Source organism: Lutibacter sp. (assembly GCF_021647475.1).
Lineage (GTDB): Bacteria > Bacteroidota > Bacteroidia > Flavobacteriales > Flavobacteriaceae > Lutibacter.
Genome location: NZ_JAKIUR010000006.1, coordinates 1 through 17,052, shown reverse-complemented (window position 1 = coordinate 17,052; position 17,052 = coordinate 1). Strand labels below are relative to the sequence as shown.

At 29.9% G+C, this 17,052-nt stretch carries 8 protein-coding genes; 6 read left to right on the top strand and 2 right to left on the bottom strand.

The annotated features are described in order from the left end of the window. Positions 1-109 precede the first annotated feature (109 nt). A complete protein-coding gene (locus tag L3J60_RS02480; protein WP_291973902.1) occupies positions 110-1,609 on the bottom strand; it encodes a RagB/SusD family nutrient uptake outer membrane protein in 1,500 nt (499 codons plus the stop codon). A gap of 238 nt (positions 1,610-1,847) precedes the next feature. Here L3J60_RS02480 and L3J60_RS02475 point away from each other — a divergent pair, with 238 nt between their 5' ends. From L3J60_RS02475 to L3J60_RS02455, 5 genes are read left to right on the top strand one after another with little or no spacing between them, the layout of a single operon-like run. After that, positions 1,848-5,156 (top strand): VCBS repeat-containing protein, encoded by a 3,309-nt coding sequence (locus L3J60_RS02475; protein ID WP_291973901.1) that lies wholly within the window; start codon positions 1,848-1,850, stop codon positions 5,154-5,156. After that, positions 5,149-8,427, top strand: coding sequence for a VCBS repeat-containing protein (locus L3J60_RS02470; protein WP_291973900.1), 3,279 nt, complete (start codon positions 5,149-5,151; stop codon positions 8,425-8,427). The genes L3J60_RS02475 and L3J60_RS02470 overlap by 8 nt, the downstream gene beginning before the upstream one ends. Continuing rightward, complete coding sequence (locus L3J60_RS02465; RefSeq protein WP_291973899.1) at positions 8,424-9,338, top strand: GyrI-like domain-containing protein; 915 nt, start codon at positions 8,424-8,426, stop codon at positions 9,336-9,338. The genes L3J60_RS02470 and L3J60_RS02465 overlap by 4 nt, the downstream gene beginning before the upstream one ends. Positions 9,339-9,344: 6 nt before the next feature. After that, on the top strand, positions 9,345-11,462 hold the full coding sequence (locus L3J60_RS02460; protein WP_291973898.1) for a glycoside hydrolase family 97 protein: 2,118 nt from the start codon (positions 9,345-9,347) through the stop codon (positions 11,460-11,462). 7 nt (positions 11,463-11,469) lie between these two features. Beyond that, a complete protein-coding gene (locus L3J60_RS02455; protein WP_291973897.1) occupies positions 11,470-12,792 on the top strand; it encodes an MFS transporter in 1,323 nt (440 codons plus the stop codon). Between the two features lie 67 nt (positions 12,793-12,859). Here L3J60_RS02455 and L3J60_RS02450 read toward each other — a convergent pair whose 3' ends face one another. Beyond that, positions 12,860-14,881: a glycoside hydrolase family 65 protein gene (locus L3J60_RS02450; RefSeq protein ID WP_291973896.1), complete on the bottom strand. Its 2,022-nt coding sequence runs from the start codon at positions 14,879-14,881 to the stop codon at positions 12,860-12,862. Between the two features lie 307 nt (positions 14,882-15,188). Here L3J60_RS02450 and L3J60_RS02445 point away from each other — a divergent pair, with 307 nt between their 5' ends. After that, on the top strand, positions 15,189-16,655 hold the full coding sequence (locus L3J60_RS02445; RefSeq protein WP_291973895.1) for a glycoside hydrolase family 130 protein: 1,467 nt from the start codon (positions 15,189-15,191) through the stop codon (positions 16,653-16,655). Positions 16,656-17,052 lie beyond the last annotated feature (397 nt).

Genomic DNA, 17,052 nt, shown 5'->3' with positions numbered 1-17,052 from the left:
TTCGTTAAGTTCCTGTTAACATTTCATTAATGTTTGTTAAATTAAAAAAGAAACATATTCCTAATCTTCAATATTTTAATCAAACAACAACAATTGAATTCTTAAAAAATTAGTATCCAAAATTTTGTTTAAGTGACTTATTTAGGTGCAATTGTTCAGAAGGAATTGGTAATAAGTCATGACCCTTTGGTATATCAATATTAAAGTTTGATTTAATATATTCAATTTGATTTCCTGTACGCCTTAAAACATACCAAAGCGAAAATTCACCTGCTAATTCATGACGATACTCATTTAATAACACTGGCATCATGTCGTTTTTAAATACAGGTTTTAATCCCGCTCTTTTGCGGACTTTGTTAATTAAACTTTGAGCTCCTTTTACATCTCCAGTTTTTAGTTTACATTCAGCTAAATCAAGTAAAATTTGACCATAACGCATTAAAATAACATTCGCTTTACTAAATACGGCTGAAGCAGTTGCATTAGGATCCGGTGCTCGCCATGACTTTACACTATAATAACCAGAACGTTTACCATCATCTCCTAACCAAGGGTTTTTCCTCGTCCCTAAAGTATTTATTCCTTTAAATTTTTCTTGAACACTATTATAGCTTGAAATATTTATGCTAGCATCGGGATGTTTTTGATTTGGTCCAATTACCGTAGCTTTAGCTCTTCGATCATTTCGTTCGAAACTTTTCGCATATTTGGGGTTTGCAAAAGCCAAACCAGCACCTCCAACTTCTGTTGGCAAAGTAAAAGATTGAATAAACGTAGAGTAATTATCTCTTCCCCAACCTAAATTGTCATTTCCATTAAATTGAATTTCTAAAATAGATTCTTTATTGTTTTGATGTTTAAATGCGTTAATATCTAAATAATTTGACATTAATTCGTAGTGTCCTTTTAGTTTGTCAAATGATGTTATGGCTTTTTTATATTGATGCAACCACATATATGATTCACCTAAATATGCTAAAGCAGCTCCTTTGGTAACACGACCTAAATCTTTTTTTTCTGAATAGGTAAAAGGTAAATTATTTTTTGCTTTGGTAAAATCTTTAACAACATAATTAAAAACTGTATCCTGACTTGCGTTAGGTTCTTTATTTTCTGCTAAAGTTTCACCTTTAACTATTGGAACATTTCCAAAATTACTGGCCAAATAATAATAGATTAGTCCTCTATTAAAATAACATTCAGCTTTTAATCTAGTAGCCAATTTTTTCGTAATAATTTTATCTTTCGCCATTTTATCTAATAAAATCAAGGCTTTATTCACCTTATAAATTCCATCATAAGATAAATTCCAATAATTATTACTATTCTTATAAGAAGCAGGAATGTTAAAAGATTTAAAATATTGCCCTTCTTTACCCCAAAGATTAAAATCTTGGCTTAAAAAATTAGCGGGATAATAAATACCTTTTATCAGGAATTCTTCTGAATTTTGATACGTATCATAAATTTCTGAAACCATGGTTAAAGCATCTATTTCAGTGAGTTTTTGAATTGGTTCAGCATTTTTAGAATCTTCCTTTTGCTTAGATTGGCAACTTATTAGAAGGCTTAAACCTAAAATAAGATATAGATTTTTAAATTTCATAAATCATTTGATTTTTAATTGTAAACGAACTCCACAAAAAGTGTTTCAACCACAAAGATATAAAATTGATAATGTTTTTATGCAACCAAAATAACTATATTCTTATAAAAAAAAATTATTCAAATTATATTCATAAATAGCTCAATTGAATAAAAAATCAATAATAATTAACTATTTTTGAAAACTTAATTAAATAACTAAATAAATCGATTTAGTTAATTTTTAGATTTTTAGAGGTATGATTAAAAAAATTCTGTTATTAAGCGTTTTACCACTCTTTTTTGCTTGCAATAGCAATCAACAAACTTCTAATTCTAAAGACACCCTTTTTAAAAGCCTTAACGAAAGTGAAACCGGAATCAATTTTGAAAATAAAATTTTGGATACTAAAATGATGAATATCTTTTCTTATCGTAATTTTTATAATGGTGCTGGCGTTGGTATTGGAGATCTTAATAATGATGGTTTACCCGATGTCTATCTTATTTCAAATTTAGAAGAAAATAAATTATTTTTAAATGAAGGAAACTTTAAATTTAAAGATATTACAGTATCGTCAGGTACTCAAGGCGGACATGCTTGGTCAACGGGTGTGGTTATGGTGGATATTAATAACGATGGTTATTTAGATATTTATGTAAGTAATGCAGGAAATAAAAAAGGTGATAATAGACGTAATGAACTTTTTATAAACAACAAAGATTTAACTTTTACTGAAAATGCTGCCAAATACGGACTAGATGATGATGGTTTTACAACACAAACTGCCTTTTTTGATTATGATGGCGATGGAGATTTAGATGCTTATATTTTAAATAACAGCTTTATACCTGTTAATAGTTTAAACTATGTTAATAAAAGAAATTTAAGAGATAAAGACTGGCCTTTGCCAAAATTATTTAAAGGTGGTGGTGATAAACTTTTAAGAAATGATAATGGAAAGTTTATTGATGTTAGTAAAGAAGCCGGTATTTACGGAAGCTTAATAGGCTTTGGTCTCGGCATTAATATTGGCGATTTCAATAATGATTTATTACCAGATATTTATGTTTGTAATGATTTTTATGAACATGATTATATGTATATCAATCAAGGAGATGGCACTTTTAAAGAGGATATTGAAAAGGAGTTTCAACACTTAACCATGTCTTCCATGGGAGCAGATATTGCTGATATTAATAATGATGGCCATCAAGATATTTATGTAAATGATATGCTACAAGAAGGTGATGAACGTTTAAAAAACCTATCTGATTTTGAAAGTTATAGCGTACATCAACTTAAATTAAAACGTGATTTTTATTATCAATATATGCAAAACACCTTGCAGATAAATAATGGTAATAATACTTTTTCTGAAACCGCTTTTTTAAGTGGTGTAGCTCAAACTGACTGGAGTTGGTCAGCCCTTATCTTTGATATGGATAATGATGGTTATAAAGATATTTTAGTTACCAATGGGCTTTATCATGATTTAACTAATCAAGACTTTTTAAATTATTTTGCCAATAGCATTATTCAAAAAATGGCACTTACTGGCAAAAAAGAAGAAATTGATTTCATTATCAATAAAATGCCAAGTACACCTATTGTAAATTATGCGTTTAAAAATAACCATGATTTAACCTTTACTAATATGGCAAATAAGTGGGGCTTTGGTAAAAAAACCTTTTCAAATGGTGCTGCTTATGCTGATTTGGATAATGATGGCGATTTAGATATTATTATAAATAATGTAAATCAAAAAACGTTGGTTTATGAAAACACAACCAATAAAAAGTTGAAAAACAATTTTTTAAAAACGAAATTAAATGGAACAGCTAAAAATCGTTTTGCCATAGGCACAAGAGTTAAACTTTTTTATAAAAATCAAATTTTTGATCAAGAATGTATGCCTGCCCGTGGATTTCAATCTTCTGTAGATTATGTACTCAATTTTGGACTTGGGAAAATTACCCAGCTAGATTCATTACAAGTAATATGGCCAAATAAAAAAACACAAATTCTAAAAAATGTTGCTGCCAATCAAAGTTTAATCTTAAATGCAGCTGATGCCGTTTCTAATTATATTCCAGAAATTAAATCTGTTCAAAAAACTTTATTTCAAAAAGTAAATAAACATCCTTTTTTAGCACATAAAGAAGATATTTATAATGATTTTGAATTTGAAGGACTAGCACCTGAACAACTTTCAAAACAAGGACCTGCTATAGCTGTTGGCGATGTTAATAATGATGGTTTAGACGATATTTATATGGGGGGTGCTTATGAGCAATTAGGACATTTGTATTTGCAAGATAAAACAGGTAATTTTAAATTATCGAAATTTTCCACCGAAACTTTTTTTGAAGATACGTATGCCGTTTTTGTGGATATTGATAAGGATAAGGATCTAGATTTATTGGTAGGCTCAGGTGGAAATTTTAAAAATGCAAGAACTGGTGTAAGAGCTTACATTAATGATGGCAAAGGTCATTTTGGAGATTATAAAATTATAGCACACGTTCATGCAAATATAGCAGTTATAAAACCTTATGATTTTGATTCAGATGGCGATGTTGACTTATTTATTGGTAGTTTAAGTATTCCTGAAATTTACGGAATGAACCCTGAAAGTTTACTTCTTGAAAATGATGGTCACGGTAATTTTAAAAATATTACCACTTCAAAAGCACCAAAAATTAAAAATCTAGGTATGATTACCGATGCTATTTGGAAAGATATGGATAGTGATGGAATTAAAGATTTAGTAATAGTTGGGAAATGGATGTCGCCTTACATTTTTAAAAATGATGGTTCTAAATTAACAGAAATGAAAACCGATTTATATAAAATTTCAGGTGATTTTAACTGTGTAAAAGTTGCAGATGTAGATAATGATGGAGATCTAGATATCATTTTAGGAAATCGTGGTGACAATTCTTTTTATAAAGCAGATAGCACACATGTTGCTAAAATGTTTGTTAATGATTTTGATAATAATGGTACTATAGAACAAGTTTTTACAAGAACTATTAATAATAAAGATGTTCCAGTTCATTTATTAAAAGAAATAAAAGCTCAAATTACTTCAATAAAAAACAAACATTATACGTTTGCTAATTATGCTAAAATGTCAATTAATGATTTGTTTTCAAAAGAAATTTTAAACAAGTCATTAATTAAAAAAATTAATACGTTTAAATCTGTAGTACTTTTAAATAATCATAATAAATTCACCGTAAAACCATTACCAATAAGGGCTCAAATGTCAACCATTAAAAATATTATGGTTTTAGATCTTAATAAAGATGGTAATTTAGATTTAATTACTACGGGAAATAATTATAATTACAAAACCCAATATACGCGTCAAGATGCCAGTTATGGTGATGTTTATTTTGGAGATGGAAAGGGTAATTTCATGTGGCAACCACCACAAAAAACCGGCTTTTTTGTAAAAGGTCAAATAAATACAATGGTTAAATTGAATCAAAATAAAAAGCAAAAATATATTTTGGTAGGTCCAAATAATGATGTGCCTCAATTATTTAAATTTAATGAATAAATTTGTTTATTTTCTAGTTATTTTAATGTTTGCGTCCTGTAAAACAGACTCTGAAAAGAATTTATTTACGCCAATTTCTAGTGAACATTCTAATATCACTTTTGAAAATAGCTTAACCGATTCCAAAACCTTAAATGCATTGGATTACATGTATTTTTATGATGGCGGTGGCGTTTCTGTGGGCGATATTAATAACGATGGTTTGCCCGATATTTATTTTACGGCAAACAAAGCACCTAACAAATTATATATCAACAAAGGTAATTTTGTATTTGAAGACATTACTGATAAAGCAGGTGTTGCTGGTAAATCAGATTGGAATACTGGGACTGTTATGGCAGATGTAAATGGCGATGGCTTATTAGATATTTATGTGTGTGCTGTGGTTGGTATTTATGGTTTTAAAGGTCATAATGAGTTATTTATCAATCAAGGCGATAACACTTTTAAAGAACAATCAGCAGATTATAATTTAGATGCCAAAACCCAAGCCAACAATGTGGCATTTTTTGATTATGACCACGATGGTGATTTAGATATGTATTTATTGAATGAAGGGAAACACAGTGCTTTATCTTTTGGACCTGCTTCAAATCGATTAAAAATTAGTACAGAAAACGGAGATAGATTGTACAGAAATGACAACGGTAAATTTGTAAATGTAAGCCAACAAGCAGGTATTTATAGTGGCCCAAATAGTTATGGATTGGGCGTAGCTGTAGCCGATTTTAATAATGATGGTTGGGATGATTTATATATTAGTAATGATTTTCACGAAGACGATTATTATTACATCAATAATAAAAATGGGACATTTACAGAACAACTTAAAAACCATTTTGGTAAAACAAGTAGGTTTTCAATGGGAAATGATGTTGCAGATATAAATCATGATGGCTTCCCAGATATTATGACTTTAGATATGATGCCAGAACAAGAGAAGTATCTTAAATCTAGTTTGACTGATGTTGATGCTCAGTATCATAAAATAAGAGAAAAACTTGGGTATAAGCCTCAGTTTTCACGCAATATGTTGCAAATTAATCACCAAGGACAATATTTTACTGATGTAGCTTTATTTGCAGGTGTTGCTGCAACCGATTGGAGTTGGACACCTTTATTAGCCGATTTCAACTTAGATGGAGAATTAGATTTATTTGTAAGCAATGGCATTTATAGACGCTTAAACGATTTAGATTATCTTAAAATTTTTACAGATAAAGCCACAAAACGAAATATTAGCACTTCAAGATTATATGATGAAAAAGCGTTAGAAATAATGCCAAAAGCAGCAGTTCACAACTATATTTTTAAAGGAACTAATCACTTAAAATTTGAAGATAAATCAGGAGTTTGGTTTCCTAAAACACCAACAGTATCCAGTGGTAGCACTTACGCAGATTTAGATAATGATGGCGATTTAGATTTAGTTATCAATAATTATAACACTAAGCCAAGTATTTTAAAAAATAATTCTAAAAATAAAACTTACTTAAAACTTAGTTTTAAAACAACTTCTAAAAATAAATTTGCGTTAGGAACAAAGGTGTTTGCGTATAACAACGGACAATTACAATATAGAGCCTTACAAAGTACTCACGGATTTCAATCTTCAGTTGAACCTGTTTTATATTTTGGTTTTGATACTGCAAAAAAAGTGGATTCCTTACGTATTATTTGGCCAAATAATACCACCCAAATATTGATTAATGTTAAAACAAATCAGAATTTAGTCCTTTCGCCTAGCCAAAGAGACAAACTTATAGATTATAGGCTATTTTTTAAAAAACCAAAGCCTTTGTTTAAAACAATAATCGATTCAAGTTTTACAACAATTAAACATGTTGAAAATAGATTTTCGGAATTTTCAATGAACCCCTTATTACCTTATAAATTATCAACTCAAGGACCCGCTTTTGATATTATGAACGGCATACAATCACAAAGCAAATTGCTTTTTGTAGGTGGTGCAACGCACCATAATTCTCAATTTTTTATTTTAGACAGTTTGGGCATTCATAAAAAAGAATCATCAGTTTTTGATAAAGATATTAATTCCGAAGATATTGATGCGTTATTTTTTGATGCAGATAATGATGGTGATAAAGATTTGTTTGTGGTAACAGGCGGTAATGAATTCTCAAAGAAATCGAAAGTTTTAAAAGACCGTTTATATTTTAATGATGGACAAAATTATTTTGTGAAAGCAGAATCTTCTTTACCAGATTATTTTGAAAATGGTTCTTTTGTTCGTGTAAACGACATTGATAAAGATGGTGATTTAGACTTATTTGTTGGCAGTAGAGCTGTGGCAAATGCCTTTGGAAAATCACCAAAATCCTATTTACTTTTGAATAACGGTCACGGAAAATTTAGCATTTCTAAAAGTACCTTATCACAAAATATTGGGATGTTAACCGATGCCGTTTTTACAGATTTTAATCATGATGGTTATGACGATTTAATTATAGTTGGCGAGTGGATGACACCTAGGTTCTTTGAAAATGAAAAAGGAAAATTCATAGAGATTACCAAATCAATTTCTAATAAAAATAACAGTGGATTATGGCAAGCCATTCAGCCTTTTGATATTGATGGCGATGGGGATACGGATTATCTATTAGGAAATTGGGGTTTAAACACCAAATTTAAAGCATCAAATGATTTTCCTCTTAAAATGTATGTTGGCGACATTTTAAAAAATGGAAATTGGGTTACTTTGGTAAGTTTTGCAAAAAACGACAAATATTACAGTGTCAATAACAAAGACGAACTTGTCCACGTTTTGGGAGATAAATTTGTTAAAAAATTTAAAACCTATAAAAATTTTGCTGGTAAAACCTTTGATGAAATTATTGATAAAGAATTGCAAAATAACGTAAAGCTTAAAACGGTAACAAATTTAGCATCGGGTTATTTAGAAAATAATAACGGAAAATTTATTTTTAAACCTTTTGAAGAACAATTACAATTAGCACCCATTACTAGTTTTCTAAAAGATGATTTTAATGGAGATGGACTAAATGAAGTATTAGTAGCGGGTAATATTTTTGGAGTACCACCATATCAAGGAAAATTAGATGGAAATTTGGGTTACCTATTACAAGAAGGAAATAAAATAACAAACGGTTTAGAGTTGGGTTTAAATTTTGGAAATGTTCAAATTAAAGAAATTAAAATGACAACAATTGGAACACGAAACTATTTAATTGTGGCAATAAACAACAACAACACTCAAATTTATAGAATTATTAACACTAATAAAAAATGAAAAAAAAATTAATTTTAACTTTTTTAAGCCTTATTATTTTAAGCCTCATTTGGTTTCTATTTTTTAAAAAATACGATTATCAAATTAATTTTTCAACAAAAACTTCTCCAGGTACTGTATATAGCAGAATTACTCAGCTCGAAAGCTGGAACACAACTAAACTTGAAAAAACCATCAAAATAGTTCACTCAAATGCTTTTAAAACTATTGATCAGCACGTACAACTTAAAGATTCTATTTATAAACTTCACTGGGAATTAAATCCAGTAAATGATAGTCTTACAAAAGTAAAAGTGTTTGTAAAAGATCTAAACCACAGCTTTAAACAACGTTTACTTTTTTTAATTGGGAAATCACAATTCATTAATAAGTCCATTTTATTTGTTACTGATTTTAATCAAGCCTTAAATAAACATCTTAAAAAATTTAAGGTTAAAATTATTGGAAAATCGGAAAGACCTGCTTATAAATCTATTATTTATGTTTCCTTTAATTCTACTTTACCACATAAAGCTGAAAAAATGAACCAAAACATTTTTTACTTAATGCAATATTTGGCAAAAAATCAGATTAAAAAAATAGGTAATCCGTTTGTAAATGTGATCCATTGGGATCAACAAAAAAATAGGATAAATGCCGAATTCTGTTTTCCTATAGAAAATTTAAGTCAGTATCCTAATGATTCCTTGGTAAAAATAAAACGAAATTTAAAAGCTATTCCTGTCTTAAAGGCCGTTTTTCATGGTAATTATCGTTATTCAGATAGGGCATGGTTTGCACTTGATAATTATGCAAAAAATCATAACTTTAAAGTTGAAAAATCTATTTTAGAAATATATTATAATGATCCACATACTGATGCTAATGAACTCCATTGGAAAGCGGATGTATTTATGCCACTAAAAAATTAAGATAAAATGAAAAAAGTAAATCTATTTATTACGTTTGTTACTTTATTTAGTTTGCTTTCTTGTCAAAAAGAAAATAAATTGATAAAAGTAGAATCACCAGATAAAGCCATTGCCGTTAATCTGTTTCTTTCAAAAGATGGTCAATTTGGTTATGAAATCAATTATAAAAATTCAAAAGTTATTGATACTTCATTTTTAGGGTTTGATTTTGTTGATGCTCCTTCACTAAAAAAATATTTTAAAATTTTAAAGACAACCAGATTAACTTCTAATACAACTTGGAAAATGCCTTGGGGCGAGCAAGATTCCGTAAAAAATAATTACAATGAGTTAAAGGTAAATTTACAAGAAGCCAAAATACCAAACCGAAAAATAAATGTCGTTTTTCGTGTTTTTAATAATGGTATAGGTTTTAGATATGAATTTCCAAAACAAGAAGGTTTTGAAGTTGCCAAAATAAAAGAAGAAAATACAGAATTTAACCTTACTGGAGATCATAAAGTTTGGTGGATTCCGGGCGATTGGGATAGTTATGAGCATTTGTATAATACAACTAAAGTTTCAAAAATAAATGCAATCATTAAACGTCATCATCCTAATTTAAATTCCTCTTATATTCCTGATAATGCTGTAAATACACCCGTAACCATGAAAACTGCAAAAGGTCTTTATTTAAGTTTTCACGAAGCTGCTTTAATAGATTATGCCGGTATGACCTTAAAAGTTGATACCACAAATTTTAAATTAAAAAGTAATTTGGTGGGTTCTGATTTAACAAAATACAAAGTGAAAAGAAAATTACCTTTTAACACACCTTGGCGAACCATTCAAATAGCAGATAAAGCAGGAGATTTAATCGCCTCAAAAATGATTTTAAATCTTAATGACCCTAATAAAATAGGTGATGTTTCTTGGTTTAAACCAATGAAATATGTTGGTATTTGGTGGGAAATGCATCTCGGAATTTCAACTTGGGATTATGAATCTACACAAGACATGAATACTTTCACAAAAGTTAAAAAGAAAAAAGGGCATCATGGTGCAACTACCCAAAATGCAAAACGGTATATAGATTTTGCTGCAAAAAATAATTTGCACGGGATATTAGTTGAAGGTTGGAATACGGGTTGGAAACATTGGATTGGATTTCCAGATAGAGAAGGAGTTTTTGATTTTATCACCCCATATCCTGATTATAATTTAAAAGAAGTAGTGCGTTATGGCAAATCTAAAGGAGTTCAATTAATTATGCATAACGAAACTTCGGCAGCACCAAGAACTTACGAAAAACAAATGGATACAGCTTATGCACTTTATAAGTCTTTAGATTTACACACAATAAAATCAGGTTATGTTGGCCCTATTATTCCAAAAGGAGAACACCATCATGGTCAATGGATGGTAAATCATTACAACAATGCCGTAATAAAAGCAGCTAAATATCAACTTGCTATTGACACTCATGAACCTATTAAAGCAACAGGGATGAGAAGAACTTATCCAAATTGGGTTTCTAGAGAAGGTTTACGCGGACAAGAATTTAATGCTTGGTCAGTTGAGGGTGGTAACGGACCAGAACACACCACTATTGTCCCATTTACACGAATGTTAGCAGGTCCCATTGATTTTACACCTGGTATTTTTAATTTAAAATTAAATCCTTATAAACCTAATAATCAGGTTGAAACTACTTTAGCAAAACAATTGGCTTTATATGTTGTAATATATAGTCCCATTCAAATGGCTGCAGATTTACCTCAAAATTATGAAGGCAATCCAGCATTTCAATTTATAAGAGATGTAGGTGTTGATTGGCAAAAAACTGAAATATTAAATGGAGAAATAGGTGATTTTGTAACCATAGCACGACAAGAGCGAAAAACAGGAAACTGGTTTTTAGGCAGTATTACTGATGAAAATAAAAGAGATATAAAAATTAATTTTGATTTTCTAGAACCAAACACTAATTATATTGCCACCGTCTATGAAGATGGCAAAAATGCCGATTGGAAAAATAATCCCACAGCTGTTAGTATTCGCAAAATAACGCTTGATAATACTGCTAAATTAACCTTACATTTAGCTCCTGGAGGCGGAACAGCAATAAGTATAATTAAAAAGTAAAAAAAAAATGACTTTTAAACCCAGACTTACCTTTTGGCAAATATGGAATATGAATATTGGATTTCTTGGGATTCAATTTAGTTTTGGATTACAACAAACAGCCGTAAATCCTATTTTTTCATTTTTAGGTGCTACAAATGATCAATTACCATTATTAAACTTGGCGGGACCTATAACAGGTTTATTAATTCAACCGCTTATAGGTGCTATATCTGATAAAACATGGTCGCCTAGATGGGGAAGGCGAAAACCCTTTTTTTTAATTGGTGCTATAATAGGAAGTTTGTGTTTGTTTGCCTTTCCGTTTAGCCCAGAGTTATGGTTTGCCGTAGGTTTATTGTGGATTTTAGATGTTGGTAATAATACAGCTATGGAACCTTACAGAGCTTTTATAGGAGATAAACTACCAGAAAAGCAGCTAACATTTGGTTTTCAAATGCAAAGTTTGTTTGTAGGAGCTGGTATAGTTTTAGCAAATTTGTCTATATTTCTTTTTCAAGATTGGTTTGGAGGTTCTGGAAGTGCAAGTGAAACCGCAACTTCAATTCCAACTTGGTTATACTATTCCTTTTTTATAGGAGCCATCGCTTCTATTACTACCATACTTTGGTCTGTTTTAAAAACGCCTGAAACACCACCATCAGCTAAAGAATTAGAAACTATTGAATTAAGTAAAAAAGACCCCTTTTGGGATAGAATATTTGAACCTATAAAAGAAATAATTGATGCTATTAGTGGGATGTCAAAATTCATGTGGCGTTTAGCAGCTGTTTATCTTTTTCAATGGTATGCCCTGTTTTGTTACTGGCAGTTTATTGCACCAATGTTAAGAGAAAGTCTTAACATAAATGAAGGAGTTGCATTGGGTAAAGCAGCTTTAATGAATGGCTCTTATAATTTTATCACTATGATTGTAGCTTTAGCACTGGTACCTATTGCTAAAAAATTTAGCAATAAAAAAGCATATGTAATAAGTTTATTTCTTTCAGCCATTGCAATGATTAGTTTGCCTTTTATAAAAAACCAAATACTCATATTTTTACCTATGCTTTTTCTAGGTATTGGATGGGCAGCTATGATGGGTATTCCATATGCTATGGTATCTAAAATTGTACCACAAGGTAAAAGAGGAGTTTATATGGGTATCGTTAATATGATGATAGTTATACCAATGTTTATACAAACCATAACTTTTGGGTCAATTATTAAGCACTTACTTAATAATAGAGCCACAAATGCAATTATTTTTGGTGGTGTTTTCTTTGCCATTTCAGCTATTTTGGCAATGCGATTAAATGTTTCAACTGATAAATCACAAACTATTAACTAAGGTTTAATATAAAAAAGGAGGTTTGAAATTTATCAAATCTCCTTTTTTTGTTTTTTTTAAAAACCTTTTAATGTTTTATGATATAAGTCTTCTTATTTGGACCAACCCCTTTTAAAGTCAATGATTTCCATTGTTTTGGTAAAATAGGGTTTTTCTGAATAATTCCATTTTCGCTGATATGTAATCCGCCAAAGCCAACTAAAACAATTTGTAACAATCCACCTGCACCTGTTGCAAAATAAGGATTATTACTGGTAGCTGATTCTGATAATGCTCCAAACGGAGGTCGTTTGTTTGGTTCATAAGAGCTTTTAAATAATTCAAAAGCTTTATCTGTATTTCCTAAACGAGCATATAAAATAGCTAAAATTGAATGAGCCATAGCTGGACCATCTTTAGCAAAACGGGGTTCATAATAATTTAAGTCCTTTAAAATTTGTTTTTTATCTGTAATAATTTGTAAAGGATAAGCCAATAAATTAACGTCTGCTTGTTTTATAATTTGACCGTGATAAGTACTGTTTTCTTTTGTAATACCACTTTTAAATTTATGAATAACTAGTCCGTCTGCTACCGTTTTCCAATCTTTCTTCCCTAGTATCCCTAAAATTTTGGCGGTATTGAGAGCATCATTTAAAACGGTAATGGCCGATCCATTTGTAAAAGCATTGTCGTCAATATTTTGTGCAAATTCATTAGCCCCAACTACATTGTTTATGCTAAAAGTACCATCGGCATTTTGCGTACTGCGACTTACCCAAAAGTCGGCCACTTCTTTGAGCATTGGATAGCCTGTATTTTTAAGCCAATTTCTATCTTGAGTTACTTTATAATAATTGTAAAAAGCAATACCCACATCGGCAGTAATATGTTGCTCAAAAGTACCCGTTAAAGCCCAAACAGGAGTTGCTTCTTCGCCAGTATCATCTGATTCCCAAGGAAACATTGCTCCTTTATAACCAAAATTACGGGCTTTTTCCTTAGCTTTTTCAAGACGGTCTGACCGATAATTTAATAGAGATTTGGCAATATCTTGATTAAACATTAGAAGTGGTGGGAACATCCAAATTTCTGTATCCCAAAAAACGTGACCGTTATAACCTTGAGAAGAAAGACCCATTGGCGATAAACTTAAATTTGAATCGGCTCTGGAAAATGCATACAAATGATACAAAGCCAAACGCACATCCAATTGTGAAGCTAAATCTCCTTCAATTTCAATGTCTCCTTGCCATAATTTTGCCCAAGCCGCTTTATGTTGGTCAATTAGTACTTGCCAATTACTTCGTTCTGCTAAAATAAGCATACGAGCCGATTCGTTATCGGGATAAACAAAATCTTGCGTAGTACATTCAGCTCCAAACCAGGCAAAATTATAAGATGTGTTTGCCTTTAACGAGGTGTCAAAGCTCAAACTTTGGTGATTGTTATCCATAATTTTATGAGTTACCTTTGGAATTTCTTCTTTAAATAAAAAATTGGCCGATACTGCAACCTCTTGTCTTCCAAATCTGCTTTTTGCTGTTGTTTGCATAATGGGCATTTCTATTTCTGCATCGTGTAAAACTGTATAGGTTTGTTTAACGTCTTTATAATCATGGGGTGTTGCTACTATACCTGTAGCTTTTATAGAAATAGGTTTAAGAGCTTTTATATTTACCGTTATCATTCCTGTAAATGCCAATTGTCTTAAGGCGTAAATAGTATAACTTATATGGGCTTTGTTTTTATAATCAAAAGAAGTGGTAAAGTTGGCTTCTTTCATATTTAAGGTTTGTTGCCAGTTAGTAACCTTTGTTAAATCTAGTTTATCACCATCTATTTCTAAATTTAAATTAGCAAAATTGATTCCTTCCAATACCCTACTAACTCCACCAGACTCTCCACGATCAAAAACATTGTTTAAGATAATAGATTTTACTTTAAATAATTCTGCCGAAGGCAATAATCCAATCCTACCATTAGCTAAAGTAATTCCAACATAAGGATCATGTGTTTTTGCTGTTATTTTCCAACCTAAATTGGTTTTATTTTGTGCATATGTATTTAGCATAAATAAAGCAAATAAAGAGATAAAAATAGTTTTCATAATGGTTTGTCTAATATTAATCAATTCAATAATTCTATTGTTGTAAAAATAATGTTTTTAGATGGTGGAAAAAAGGTGAAACTATTATAATATGAAATTTTAGACTCCTTCTTTTTAATTAAAACAGTAACTAAAAGCCTTGTAACTAGTATAAATAAAGGAGAAATATCTTTTCGAAACTTTTCGAAAATGATTTATAAAACCTTAGATAAATAGGTGAAATTTTTCAAAAAAATATTTTTAATTATAGACATAAATAAAATTTAATAAATACCTTTGTCCGAATTCATTTATTCACCTCAAAATTATGTCATTAACTGTTAAACGAAATAAATTTCGTTTTTATCCTGACCCTAAAAGAATTATCACTCGCTTTTACAGACCTAGTAGTGATGAAAGAGTTGAAATGATAATTAAAAACATTTTAAATCTTTCGGAAGAAGAAACCTATTTAGTATTAGATCAAACATTAAAAAACTTTTCTAAACGCCATCGGAATATCTCTAAAGTTCTAGAGAAAAATTATAATGAAATTAAAGAAATAGTTAAAAGGCTAAGGGTTAATCATAAAACCGTTTCTAAAAAGAAAAAACTACTTATTGGAGCTTATTTTACACAGGAATATTCTATTGAATCTGCTGCTTTTTTTAATCCATCAATTGTATTAGATCCTGATCAATTTAATTTAGAGGAAGGTCAAAACAGAGTAATTATTAGTTTTAGAGCTACAGGAGAAGGACATATTTCTTCTATAGTTTTTAGAAGTGCCATAATTGATAAAGACAATAACATATCGGTTATTGAACCAGGATATCTTGTTGATGTACCTGAAACCATAAAACGTTATGTTTATGATAAAAAAAGATTTAAACATAAATTTGAGGAAATTGAACATGATGGAGCTATACTTAATAAAATTTTAGATAGGCTTAACGATAAGTTTATTTATGGCGAGCTTATGGGTAGCATTGTAGAAGTATTAAAAGATGGAAAGTTGTCTGAATTTGATAAAGGTGAAATAAATAGAATAAAATGGTTTGCAACCTCGCATTATGAAACAACCTATTCCTTAGATACTGCTTTATCTGAACGTGTGATTTTTCCAGTTTCCTATTCTGAAACTAATGGAATTGAAGATGCTAGGTTTGTAAAATTTACTAATGATGATGGCAAAATAACCTATTATGCAACTTATACAGCCTATAATGGCCGTGCTATATTATCTACTTTATTAGAAACAAAAGATTTTTATAATTTTAAAATAGAACCTCTTAATGGTAAATACGCTATAAACAAAGGGTTGGCACTTTTCCCTAGAAAAATTAATGGAAAATATGCCATGATTTCACGTTATGATGGTTATGCTAATTATATTATGTTTTCTGATAATTTAAATGTTTGGCAAACCGCAAAAAAAATACAAGAACCCACTTTTCCTTGGGAATTTACAAAGATTGGTAATGCAGGTTCACCTCTTGAAACAGAAAAAGGTTGGTTATTAATAACGCATAGTGTTGGACCGATGAGAAGATATAGTTTAGGTGCAATACTTCTTGATTTAGAAGATCCTTCAAAGGTAATTGCTAGATTAGAAGAACCTTTACTTATGCCAAATGAAGATGAAAGGGATGGTTATGTACCTAATATTGTATATTCCTGTGGTTCAATTATTTTAAATAATGAATTAATAATACCTTATGCCATATCAGATTATGCATCTACATTTGCAACTATTTCAATGGATGAGTTATTTGATGAAATGGTATTTGAATGATACTTTATTTAGTAGTATATCACAAATTGTGTAAGTTTCAATGGATTAGGAGAGGAAAAGTTACGATTGATAAATCGTGCTTTTTTGATGTTTACTATTAAGTTATAAAGTTACTTTAATTTTTCTTTTTAGTATAATTTAGCCATTGTTGGCAACTGTAATTTTTAAAGTATATTTTTTAAATCTTGTCGTCCAATTATTGTCATAATTTCTACAATTTTATCATTTTTATTTATCCTAAAATAAATCGAATCTGAACCACAAACACATTGGAGTGTCTACCTTTGATGTGACAATTTTAATAAGCCCATAAATAATATATATTTGAATTATGGCAAGAACAAAGTATGACAATGAGTTTAAGGTTATGATAGTTGAACTATTAAAATCAGGGATT